Annotated in this window: 11 protein-coding genes and 1 other annotated feature; of the genes, 6 read left to right on the top strand and 5 right to left on the bottom strand. The window is 53.4% G+C overall.

The annotated features are described in order from the left end of the window. Positions 1-221: hypothetical protein (locus AC6HVW_RS16650; protein WP_497569557.1), on the top strand; the 221-nt coding region annotated here is incomplete at its 5' end. Positions 222-259: 38 nt separating this feature from the next. Here the strand turns inward: AC6HVW_RS16650 and clpB are convergent. The 3 genes from clpB to rluD all read right to left on the bottom strand — a co-directional run bounded on the left by clpB (position 260) and on the right by rluD (position 4672). Then, entirely contained in the window at positions 260-2833 is a 2574-nt protein-coding gene (clpB, locus tag AC6HVW_RS16655; RefSeq protein ID WP_071682365.1) for an ATP-dependent chaperone ClpB, read from the bottom strand. A gap of 130 nt (positions 2834-2963) precedes the next feature. Next, on the bottom strand, positions 2964-3695 hold the full coding sequence (gene yfiH, locus AC6HVW_RS16660) for a purine nucleoside phosphorylase YfiH (protein ID WP_497569558.1): 732 nt from the start codon (positions 3693-3695) through the stop codon (positions 2964-2966). Then, on the bottom strand, positions 3695-4672 hold the full coding sequence (gene rluD, locus AC6HVW_RS16665) for a 23S rRNA pseudouridine(1911/1915/1917) synthase RluD (RefSeq protein WP_021182199.1): 978 nt from the start codon (positions 4670-4672) through the stop codon (positions 3695-3697). The genes yfiH and rluD overlap by 1 nt, the downstream gene beginning before the upstream one ends. A gap of 132 nt (positions 4673-4804) precedes the next feature. On the opposite strand from rluD, the gene bamD reads away from it, so the two are divergent. The 4 genes from bamD to pheA all read left to right on the top strand — a co-directional run bounded on the left by bamD (position 4805) and on the right by pheA (position 7685). Beyond that, complete coding sequence (gene bamD / locus AC6HVW_RS16670; protein ID WP_021808131.1) at positions 4805-5536, top strand: outer membrane protein assembly factor BamD; 732 nt, start codon at positions 4805-4807, stop codon at positions 5534-5536. A gap of 312 nt (positions 5537-5848) precedes the next feature. Continuing rightward, a complete protein-coding gene (gene raiA / locus AC6HVW_RS16675) occupies positions 5849-6193 on the top strand; it encodes a ribosome-associated translation inhibitor RaiA (RefSeq protein ID WP_021182197.1) in 345 nt (114 codons plus the stop codon). A gap of 124 nt (positions 6194-6317) precedes the next feature. Further along, positions 6318-6443 (top strand) — a sequence feature (Phe leader region). Further along, positions 6319-6366 carry a pheA operon leader peptide PheL gene (gene pheL / locus AC6HVW_RS16680; protein ID WP_192958309.1) on the top strand — a complete coding sequence of 16 codons (48 nt, stop codon included), beginning with the start codon at positions 6319-6321 and terminating at the stop codon, positions 6364-6366. It overlaps the preceding feature by 48 nt. A gap of 84 nt (positions 6444-6527) precedes the next feature. Next, a complete protein-coding gene (gene pheA / locus AC6HVW_RS16685) occupies positions 6528-7685 on the top strand; it encodes a bifunctional chorismate mutase/prephenate dehydratase (protein ID WP_021182196.1) in 1158 nt (385 codons plus the stop codon). Between the two features lie 42 nt (positions 7686-7727). Here pheA and tyrA read toward each other — a convergent pair whose 3' ends face one another. Both tyrA and AC6HVW_RS16695 read right to left on the bottom strand, forming a co-directional pair. Next, complete coding sequence (gene tyrA / locus AC6HVW_RS16690) at positions 7728-8849, bottom strand: bifunctional chorismate mutase/prephenate dehydrogenase (RefSeq protein ID WP_021182195.1); 1122 nt, start codon at positions 8847-8849, stop codon at positions 7728-7730. A gap of 6 nt (positions 8850-8855) precedes the next feature. Beyond that, entirely contained in the window at positions 8856-9929 is a 1074-nt protein-coding gene (locus AC6HVW_RS16695) for a 3-deoxy-7-phosphoheptulonate synthase (RefSeq protein WP_021182194.1), read from the bottom strand. A 664-nt stretch (positions 9930-10593) separates the two neighbouring features. On the opposite strand from AC6HVW_RS16695, the gene AC6HVW_RS16700 reads away from it, so the two are divergent. Beyond that, on the top strand, positions 10594-11940 hold the full coding sequence (locus AC6HVW_RS16700; RefSeq protein ID WP_021182193.1) for an anaerobic C4-dicarboxylate transporter: 1347 nt from the start codon (positions 10594-10596) through the stop codon (positions 11938-11940). The last annotated feature ends 56 nt before the right edge of the window (positions 11941-11996 follow it).

Here is an 11996-nt window from a genome sequence, read left to right on the forward strand (position 1 = left end):
GGCTGGGCGACTTGTTCGTCGTTGTTCCCGGTCAGTGGAGGCGCATTATAGGGAGTTCTCAGAAGGGCGCAACCCCTAAATTCAAAAAACTTTTCAAGCGTTCAAAAAACAAGCCAAAACGTCATTTGTGGGTATTTATTGAGCAAAAAAGGAAGGTTTTAAGCGTTTTGCTCGAAGAAAACCCGTCAACCAGGCTAAAGCCAAAGAAAAGGGGGCGGTAAAAACCGCCCCCCTTCTATATAGCTACCAACAACAACTTTTATTGCTTGGCAACGATATGGTCGTTTTCCACGTCCAGCGTCACCGGTTTGCCTGGGATCAACTTGCCAGACAGGATTTGCTGTGCCAGCGGGTTTTCGATTTCCTGCTGGATAGCGCGTTTCAACGGCCGCGCACCATACACAGGGTCGTAACCGGTTTTGCCCAGCAGTTCCAAAGCTGGCTCCGTAATACTGACTTCGTAGCCGCGCTCTTCCAGACGCTGGTACAGACGTGCCAACTGGATCTTGGCAATCTGCGCGATATGTTTCTGACCGAGCGGATGGAACACCACCACTTCGTCGATACGGTTGATGAATTCCGGACGGAAATGTTGGCTCACCATCTCCATGACCGATTCCTTCATCTGTGGATAGCTCATCTGACCGAAATGCTCCTGGATCAGATCGGAACCCAGGTTAGAGGTCATGATCACCACAGTATTACGGAAATCCACGGTACGACCTTGACCGTCTGTCAGACGTCCGTCATCCAACACCTGCAACAGGATATTGAACACGTCTGGGTGCGCTTTTTCCACTTCATCCAGCAGGATCACTGAATACGGACGGCGACGCACCGCTTCTGTCAGATAACCGCCCTCTTCATAACCGACGTAGCCTGGAGGCGCACCCACCAGCCGCGATACGGAGTGTTTCTCCATAAACTCGGACATGTCGATACGCACCATCGCGTCATCACTGTCGAACAGGAACCCAGCCAACGCCTTACACAGCTCGGTTTTACCCACCCCGGTAGGACCAAGGAACAGGAATGAACCGATCGGCCGATTTGGATCGGAAAGACCGGCACGGCTACGGCGAATGGCATTGGACACCGCGTTCACCGCTTCATCCTGGCCAATCACCCGTGAGTGCAGTTCCTGCTCGAGACGCAGCAGTTTGTCGCGCTCACCTTCCAGCATTCTGGCCACCGGGATACCGGTCGCTTTCGCCAACACTTCGGCGATTTCGGCGTCGGTAACGCGGTTACGCAGCAGCTTCATGGTCTTGCCTTCTGCCTGCGTGGCCGCCTCAAGCTGTTTTTCCAGCTCAGGGATTTTGCCATACTGCAGTTCAGACATGCGCCCAAGGTCACCTACGCGGCGCGCCTGCTCCAGCGTGATCTTGGCCTGCTCCAGTTCCGCCTTGATATTCTGGGTACCAGACAGCGAAGCCTTTTCCGCTTTCCACTCTTCTTCCAGTTCTGAGTATTCGCGCTCTTTCTGCTCCAGCTCGCTACTCAGCATTTCCAAGCGTTTCTTACTGGCGTCATCCGATTCTTTGTTCAGTGCCTGCTCTTCCAGTTTTAACTGGATGATGCGGCGCTCCAGGCGATCGAGCGATTCCGGTTTGGAGTCCATCTGCATACGAATGCTGGAGGCGGCCTCATCGATCAGGTCGATGGCCTTATCCGGCAACTGACGGTCGGAGACATAGCGGTGCGACAATGTCGCCGCTGCTACGATCGCCGGGTCAGTGATCTGCACATGGTGATGCAGCTCATAGCGTTCTTTCAGGCCACGCAGGATGGCGATGGTGTCTTCCACGCTCGGTTCCGCGACATAGACTTTCTGGAAGCGGCGCTCCAGCGCAGCATCCTTCTCTATATACTGGCGATACTCGTTTAGCGTGGTCGCCCCTACGCAGTGCAGTTCCCCACGGGCAAGCGCGGGTTTGAGCATGTTGCCAGCATCCATCGCGCCATCGGCTTTACCGGCACCCACCATGGTATGCAGCTCATCGATGAACAGGATGACGCTGCCTTCCTGTTTGGAAAGATCGCTCAGCACCGCCTTCAGGCGTTCTTCAAATTCGCCCCGGTATTTCGCACCGGCAATCAACGCGCCCATATCCAGGGAAAGCACGCGTTTATGCTTCAGCCCTTCGGGAACTTCGCCGTTGATAATACGCTGAGCCAAGCCTTCAACGATGGCGGTTTTACCGACACCAGGCTCACCAATCAGTACCGGGTTGTTTTTGGTACGGCGTTGCAGCACCTGAATGGTGCGACGGATCTCTTCATCACGGCCAATCACCGGGTCAAGCTTGCCCTGTTCCGCACGCTCAGTGAGATCGATAGTGTATTTTTTCAGAGCCTGACGCTGATCTTCAGCACCTTGGTCATCCACGCTATCTCCCCCTCGCATTTGTTCAATGGCTTTGGCTATTTTGTCCGCTGTGGCACCGGCAGCTTTCAGCAGATCGGTCAAGTTACCGCGATCTTCAAGCACCGCCAGCACAAACAGCTCGGATGAAATAAACTTGTCTGCCCGCTTTTGCGCCAGCTTGTCGCACAGGTTGAGGACGCGTACCAGTTCGTGTGAGGGTTGAACATCCCCACCGGTACCTTCAACCTGCGGCAGACGAGATAATGCCAGATCGATGTCGGTACGCACTCGCGCAGCATCAATCCCGGCAGAAGTCAGTAATGGGCGAACCGTGCCCCCATCCTGATTGAGCAGGGCGCTCATCAGATGTAACGGTTCAATAAATTGATTGTCGCGCCCAAGGGCCAAAGACTGGGCATCGGCGAGGGCAAGCTGGAATTTGTTAGTAAGACGATCCAGACGCATAACACCTCCAATGTAGGTCAAAATTGCTACTGGAGATTAAATGAGGTCATCCCTCAAATTTTCAAGGTTATCTCGACACTATATTATGAGTACAACGTCATGCATCAGTGGATCGTCCTAGGGCAGTAGGTTATCTCACCCAGATCAAACTTGCCATACGTCCGGTTGTTCCGTCGCGCCGATAGGAGAAAAAATGACTCATTTCGTTCATTGTGCAACGATTACCGCCATAAATGGCGAAAATACCAGCACCTTGCAGGCGCTGACGAGCCAAAAGATAGAGGTCTGCGAGGAATTTTTCACCGTGGGGAGTAAAAGCGGCGGCGGCGGCGCTATCAATATCCATAAATGCCGCACGCACTTCAGCCCCAACTTCGAACCGGCTTGGGCCGATTGCCGGGCCGAGCCAGGCAGTGATGTTTTCTGGTGCGGCAGCAAAGCGCGCCACGGTATTTTCCAGCACGCCATGACATAAGCCACGCCAACCGGCATGCACGGCGGCAACTTCATCCCCCGCTTGTGAAGCAAACAGCACCGGTAGGCAATCCGCCGTCATCACTGCGCAGACCAACCCGGCCACATTGCTGTAAACCGCATCGGCGCGCAAATCTTCAGGCGTTTGGCCATCCAGCGTCAGTACACGAGTACCATGTACCTGCTCCAGCCATAGCGGCATCTGCGGCAAGCCAGCGGCCGTGACCAGACATTGGCGGTTACGCGCCACGGCCTGTGCATCATCACCAACGTGCTCACCCAGATTCAGCGAGTCGTAGGGAGGAAGGCTGACACCGCCATGACGAGTGGAGCTGCAGGCTGTTACCCCTGCAGGCAGCGGCCAATCGGGTACAATCAGCGAACTCATTACCAATTCATCTGATCTTTGAATTCTTCGGTATCGAGCTTCAGCGCGTTGATCAGATCGACCATATCCTGTGGGATTGGCGCATGCCATTCCATCTGGATACCGCTGATCGGATGATACAGGCGCAACATGGTTGCGTGCAGTGCCTGACGGTCAAAGCCGCGCAACGTGTTGATAAAGGCCTCTGACGCCCCTTTTGGCGGACGTGGACGGCCACCGTAGAGTTGATCGCCCACCAGCGGATGGTCGATATACGCCATATGCACACGGATCTGGTGCGTACGGCCGGTTTCCAGGCGCAAGCGCAAACGGGTATGGGCGCGGAAATGTTCCATAATGCGGTAATGGGTCACCGCAGGTTTGCCCATTGGGTGCACAGCCATGTGAGTCCGTTTGGTGGAGTGGCGGGCAATAGGTTGCTCCACCGTGCCACCCGCGGTCATGGTGCCGATCGCTACCGCTTCGTACTCACGGGTGATCTCACGCTCCTGCAATGCCTCAACCAGCCGGGTTTGCGCCGGAACGGTTTTGGCAACCACCATCAGGCCGGTGGTATCTTTGTCCAAACGGTGAACGATACCGGCACGCGGTACGTCGGCAATCTCCGGGAAATAATGTAACAATGCATTAAGCACCGTCCCATCCGGATTACCCGCCCCCGGGTGCACCACCAGGCCGCGGGGCTTGTTGATCACCAGAATATCGGCGTCTTCATAGACGATATCCAGCGGGATGTCTTGCGGTTCCCAACGGGCATCTTCTTCAATCTGTGCATCAATGGCGACCGTCTCTCCCCCCAGTACCTTCTCTTTCGGCTTGTTTATCGTTTTGCCATTGACCTGTACCCTGTCTTCCAGGATCCATTCTTTTATGCGAGATCTTGAATAATCAGGGAACAATTCGGCCAAAGCCTGATCTAAACGTTGTCCGAGTTGAGTTTCGGCCACCGTTGCGGTGAGTTGTACTTGTTGTGCCATATGCAGCTTCTTCGTTAACGTTGGGTTTTCACGGCGATGCCGTTTAATATAATGTGCTATTGTAACTGGTCTTTTGTCGGGAGCTTAACGGACAGTCTCCCAAAATAACACCCTGAGGATAATCTAAACGTCATGACGCGTATGAAATATCTGGTGGCGGCAGCCACGTTGAGCCTGGCGCTGGCAGGTTGCTCCACATCCAAGGATACGGTTCCCGACAGCCCGCCTTCGGAAATCTATGCTACTGCCCAGCAAAAACTGCAGGACGGTAACTTTAAGGGCGCGATTACGCAACTCGAAGCGTTAGATAACCGCTATCCATTCGGGCCGTACTCTCAGCAGGTCCAATTGGATCTGATTTATGCCTACTATAAATCTGCCGATTTACCTTTGGCACAGGCCTCTATCGATCGCTTTATGCGTCTGAACCCAACGCATCCGAACATCGACTACGTCATGTACATGCGCGGTCTGACAGATATGGCGTTGGATGACAGTGCACTGCAAGGCTTCTTCGGGGTTGACCGTTCTGACCGCGATCCACAGCATGCCCGCGCCGCATTCCGCGACTTCAGCCAACTGATCCAGCAGTATCCGAACAGCCAATACGCGACCGATGCCTACAAGCGTCTGGTATTCCTGAAGGACCGTCTATCCAAGTACGAGCTCTCAGTGGCGGAATACTACACTAAACGTGGCGCTTACGTCGCGGTAGTTAATCGCGTTGAGCAGATGATGCGTGAATTCCCGGATACCAAAGCGACGCGCGATGCGCTGCCGCTGATGGAAAACGCCTATCGCCAGTTGCAATTGAATGCTCAGGCCGACAAGGTAGCGAAAATCATCGCCGCCAACGCGTCTTGAGTCTTTGAGATGGGCACAAAAACAAAACGGCAGCTTCGGCTGCCGTTTTCATTTGCTGCAAATTCAGCCATTTTCAGGATAAATACACAAGCAAAAACACGGTGTTAGCAAGGCTGCACCACCGGTTAACCTATCGATAATGCGCGTTCTGCTGCCAAGACTCAAGCGTTAGATGGCAGTTTCAGACGCTAAATCACAGATTGAACTAACTTTGCAAAAAGTGACAAAAATTTGTGTTTTCCATCACGCATTTCGGCAAAAAGAGCGGTATGCTGAATCTATCCAAGACGGAAAGACAGAGAGGTAAGTTATATGACACTCAACATTACCAGCAAACAAATGGATATCACCCCCGCAATCCGTAATCATGTCGAAGACCGTCTCAGTAAACTGGAAAAGTGGCAGGCGCAGTTGATCAACCCACACATCGTCTTATCTAAAGAACCTAAAGGGTTTGCCGTCGACGCCACCATTACCACACCTAACGGTCCGCTGGTTGCCAGCGCTAAACATGAAGACATGTATACCGCCGTTAATGACCTGATTGCCAAACTTGAGCGTCAGTTGAACAAGGTACAACACAAAAGCGAGGCACGCCGCGCTTATGCCAGCGTGAAAGACCTGGCTCCGGTAATCACGCAGGAAGAAGAGGAATAACTCTGCAAGTGATTGTTTCACATCAAACGCGCCCGAGGGCGCGTTTTTTGTCTGCCGGTTTCTATTGACACAATGAAAAGCCAGCGGTTACTTTAACCCCTGATTTATACACATTTTGGAACGCCATGAGCCGTAAACCGTTTTTCTTCGCATTCTTTTTTACCTTCCCCTGATTGGGAGGCGTTTCGTCGTGTGAGAAAGAATGCGAAGACGAACAAACAAGCCTCCTCAAGCAGGGGGCTTTTTTTATGGCTATTTGACAACCCGCCCCGCTGGGCTTCAAGCTGCGGCTTGCAAGACGACGGGATTAGAAGAATACAAGGCAAAGCTGATTATGACTGATAACCCGTTACTCGTGCTGCGCGAACGCATCAGCGCACTGGATATGAAATTGCTGGCCCTGCTGGCAGAGCGCCGTGAACTGGCGGTGGAAGTGGGCAAAACCAAACTGCATTCGCACCGCCCGATCCGCGATAAAGAGCGTGAGCGCGATCTGTTGGACGCCTTGATCAGCGCGGCCAAACCTTATGACCTCGATGGTTTTTACGTCACTCGCCTGTTCCAGCTGATTATCGAAGACTCCGTGCTGACCCAGCAGGCCCTGTTGCAGCACCAGCTTAACCAGACTAGCCAACATTCCGCGCGCATTGCCTTCCTGGGGCCAAAAGGCTCTTACTCACATCTGGCCGCCCGCCAGTACGCCGCCCGCCATTTCGATCAGCTCATCGAATGCGGCTGTCAGAAATTCCAGGACATCTTTACTCAGGTGGAAACCGGCCAGGCGGATTACGCCATTTTGCCCATCGAGAACACCAGCTCCGGCTCTATCAACGATGTGTACGACCTGCTGCAACATACCAGCCTGTCGATCGTGGGTGAGTTAACCCTGCCGATCGATCACTGCGTGCTGGTAGCCAGCGACACCGATCTGCAGCAGATCGAAACCGTCTATAGCCACCCGCAACCTTTCCAGCAGTGCAGCCAGTATTTGAACCGCTATCCACACTGGAAGATCGAGTATTGCGAAAGCACCGCCGCCGCGATGGAGAAGGTCGCCAAGCTGAACTCGCCAAAAGCTGCGGCGTTGGGTAGCGAGGCCGGTGGTGCGCTGTACAACCTGCAGGTACTGGAACATAACCTGGCTAACCAGCAGCAGAACATCACTCGCTTCATTATTCTGGCGCGTAAGGCGATAGAGGTTTCCGAGCAGGTTCCGGCCAAAACCACGCTGATCATGGCCACCGGTCAACAATCCGGTGCTCTGGTGGAAGCTCTGTTGGTGCTACGTGACAATGGCATCATCATGACCAAGCTGGAATCACGCCCGATCAACGGTAACCCGTGGGAAGAGATGTTTTACATTGATGTGCAGGCTAACCTGCGTTCTGTGGCGATGGAGAAGGCGTTGAAAGGGCTGACACCGATCACCCGCTCGCTGAAAGTTCTGGGCTGTTATCCAAGCGAAAACGTGGTGCCGGTCAATCCGTCTTAAGTAACAAAAAGGGTTCGGCTATGCCGAACCCTTTTTCATCTATTATTGACGGCTATCGTTCGCCTGGCGCAGCAAAGAACGGCTCTCAACCAGGAAGCGCTGGGCATAATCACCAAACCAGTGTTCCACCTTCTGGAAGCTTTGAATAAAGGCCTGCTTGTCGCCCTGCTCCAGTAACTTGATCGCCTCACCAAAACGCTGATAGTAGCGTTTGATCAGATGAATGTTGTCTTCAGAAGACATGATGATATCGGCGTACAGCTGCGGATCCTGAGCAAATAGCCGCCCCACCATTGCCAGTTCCAACCGATAGATCGGCGAAGAGAGCGCCAGCAACTGCTCCAGCTGTACGTTCTCTTCGGCCAGATGCAGGCCGTAAGCAAAAGTAGCAAAGTGGCGCAGCGCCTGGATAAAGGCCATGTTCTGATCGTGTTCGACGGCGCTGATACGATGCAAACGCGCGCCCCAAACCTGCAACTGCTCCAGCAACCACTGGTAGGCCTCTGGCTGACGACCATCGCAGTACACCACCACCTGTTTGGCCACGCTGCCAACATCCGGGCCGAACATTGGGTGCAATCCCAGTACCGGGCCGCCGTGTACGGCCAGCATCGCCTGTAACGGTCGGTTCTTCACCGAAGCCAGATCGACCAGAATACAGTCCTGCGGCAGCGGCGGCAGTTGGGCGATCACCTGCTCGGTAATATGGATCGGCACGCTGACAATCACCATACCGGCATCTGCCAGCAGGCTATCCGCCTGCGGCCAATCCTCTTGATCCAACACTTTGACCTGATAACCCGACAGCGTAAGCAACCGGTTAAACAGGCGGCCCATCTGGCCATTACCGCCAATAATGACGATAGGGCGCAGCTGTGGGCACAGCGTTTTGAAGCCTTTATCGTTCTCGCTAGTGTAGGATTCGCGCATCACGCGGCGAAGCACGTCTTCGATCAAATCTGGCGGAACGCCGAGGCTTTCCGCTTCCTGGCGGCGAGAGGCCAACATTGCCGCCTCCCGCTCAGGTACGTAAACCGGTAAACCGTAGTGGCTTTTGACTTCCCCTACTTCCGCCACCAACTCCAGGCGTTTCGCCAACAGGGCCAGCAGCGCTTTATCCACTTCGTCAATTTGATCGCGCAATGCGGTCAGTTCAGCCACCATAACTCACTACTCTCCAGTGCGTGCCATCAGCGCAGCGCCGAGTTCCTGATGCATTTGGCGCAGCAGCGTCTCCGTGCTTTCCCAGTTGATGCAGGCATCGGTCACCGATACGCCGTAGCGCATATCCACACGCGGCTGTTCAGAAGACTGGCTGCCCTCGTGCAGATTGCTTTCCAGCATGATGCCGGTAATCGAACGGTTACCCGCTCTGATCTGCTCAACGACGGATTCGGCAACCGCTGGCTGACGGCGATAGTCTTTATTTGAGTTGCCATGGCTGCAATCTATCATCAAGGACGGGTGGAGTCCCGCATCCTGCATCTGTTTTTCGCAGGCGGCAACGTGCTCAGCGCTGTAGTTAGGCGTTTTACCACCGCGCAGGATCACATGGCCGTCTGGGTTACCCTGGGTTTGCAGCAGGCAAACCTGGCCAGCCTGATTGATACCGACAAAACGGTGCGCCATGGATGCAGCGCGCATTGCGTTGATAGCCGTGCCCAGGCTACCGTCCGTACCGTTTTTGAAGCCCACTGGCATTGAGAGGCCGGAAGCCATTTCACGGTGCGTCTGAGATTCTGTAGTACGCGCACCGATCGCCGACCAACTGAACAGATCGCCCAGGTATTGCGGGCTGTTCGGATCCAACGCTTCGGTCGCCAACGGCAGGCCCATACCGACCAGATCCAGCAGCAGGCGACGCGCAATGTGCAAACCCGCTTCTACATCAAAGGATCCATCCATATACGGATCGTTGATCAGGCCTTTCCAGCCGACGGTGGTTCTTGGTTTTTCAAAATAGACGCGCATAACGATATACAGCTGATCGCTCAATTCAGCCGACAGGGTTTTCAGACGGCGCGCGTAATCCAGCGCGGCATCGGGATCGTGGATCGAACATGGCCCACAGACCACCAGCAGACGGTGATCTTGCCCTTTAAGGATATTGGCAATGGTTTGGCGGGCCGTCGCGATTTCCGTTTCATCGTTGGCACTGAGTGGGAACTGGTTCTTCAGCTCTTCCGGGGTGATCAGAACCTGTTCTGCACTGATATGTACGTTGTTGAGCGCGTCTTTTTGCATGATCCTATTCCTGTCGTTTGCCGTTATGCGTGTGCGTAGTGAAAACATTGAGCGTTACAGGTGCTACCTTAACCACTCATTGTAAAGTTTTCAATCCATTTACTGTAAATAAAAAATTACCACCATAAACAGCGAAGGAAATCATCGGCAACAGGAAATAAAAAACAACTTAACAAACTGTTTTATTTAAATAAAAAATTAAATCACCAATAAAACACAGCGAAGAGCAACCAACAGCAGTCTCCCTGAAAATCACAGGCCGTAAACAAAAATGAACACAAAAATAGATTACTCATTGGCCCTGGTGCGATCAAAAAACCACCTCTTCGGCGTGTAGTGGCACTGCATGCCGCGCCCGCGTAGCCAACAAGCTCCTTGGCAAACCGGCCCCATCCATCGCTAAATTAAACAACTATAAAACAATTGTCATACATTTAACTGGCAATTGATTTTCATTCTTTATTCATTTGAATCTATATAAGAAATAATAGTCACTCTATTGAATAAATATTGCGGGATCTCACAGTTATCCCTCGCCAAATAAATAACTATGGCATAAATCGCTCACACCTCTTTAGGGTTACTCTGCGAAGACAGAGCCCGTACTGCCTGCATTGAGGAGCGATGGGCGTTAGCAGTTATTTCTTTCTGACAAGGGACTCTCATGATCACATTGCAATTCGCAATTATTATTATCTGCCTATTAGTCGGCACCCGATTTGGCGGTATGGGGTTAGGCTTAATAAGTGGTATTGGCTTATTTCTGCTGTGCTTTATATTCGGTTTGGAACCAGGCAAACCCCCTGTAGATGTCATGCTCACCATTTTGGCGGTGATCGGCTGTGCCTCGGTGTTACAAACCGCTGGCGGTCTGAATGTCATGATGCAATATGCCGAGCGGCTACTGCGCCGCCACCCACAACACATCACCTTACTCGCCCCTTTTACCACCTGGACGCTGACCTTCCTGTGCGGTACCGGCCACGTGGTCTACACCATGTTCCCGATCATTTCTGATATCGCCATCAAAAAAGGGATCCGCCCAGAACGCCCTATGGCCGTCGCCTCTGTCGCCTCACAGATGGCTATCACCGCATCCCCGGTTTCCGTGGCCGTAGTATCACTGGTTTCGATCATCGCTGCCGGTCATGGGATCGGTAAAGCCTACTCGCTGCTGGAGATCCTGGCCGTTTCTATCCCGGCTTCGCTAGTCGGCGTATTGATGGCAGCATTGTGGAGCCTGCGCCGCGGCAAAGATCTGGATAAGGATGCGGATTTCCAGGCCAGGATCCAGGATCCGGAGCAGCGCGCCTATATTTATGGCGGCACCGAAACCCTGCTCAATCAAACATTTCCCAAGCAGGCTTACTGGTCAACGCTGATCTTCTTCGGCGCTATCGCTATCGTGGTTATGCTCGGTGCCTTTGCCGATCTGCGTCCTTCCTTTGCCGATGCCAAGGGTGTCTTGAAACCGCTGTCGATGAATCTGGTGATCCAGATGATGATGCTGATCGCCGGTGCCGTGATCCTGATGGGCTGTAAAGTCAAACCTAGCGATATCGCCAACGGTGCCGTATTCAAAGCGGGAATGGTCGCCATCTTCTCGGTATTCGGTGTGGCATGGATGAGTGATACCTTCTTCCAGGCACATATGGGGGAGTTAAAGGTGGTGCTGGAAGACGTGGTGAAAAGCCAGCCCTGGACTTATGCCATCGTCTTGTTCCTGGTTTCCAAACTGGTGAACAGCCAGGCCGCTGCTCTGGCCGCCGTTGCACCCATGGCCTTGCAGTTAGGCGTCGAGCCTAAAATGTTGCTGGCCTTCTTCCCGGCGGCCTATGGTTACTTCGTGTTGCCCACTTACCCAAGCGATCTGGCCTGCATCGGCTTTGACCGCTCTGGCACCACTCGCATCGGTAAATTCATCATTAACCACAGCTTCATCATCCCTGGCCTGATCGGCGTGCTGTGCTCCTGCATCACCGGTTATCTGCTGGTGATGACCTTCCTTTAATCACGTTTCTGCTGGCAACGGGCGATCCCCGTTGCCGCTGCTAACACCGCCGCAAA

This window comes from Serratia sp. NCCP-200, from assembly GCF_059697885.1.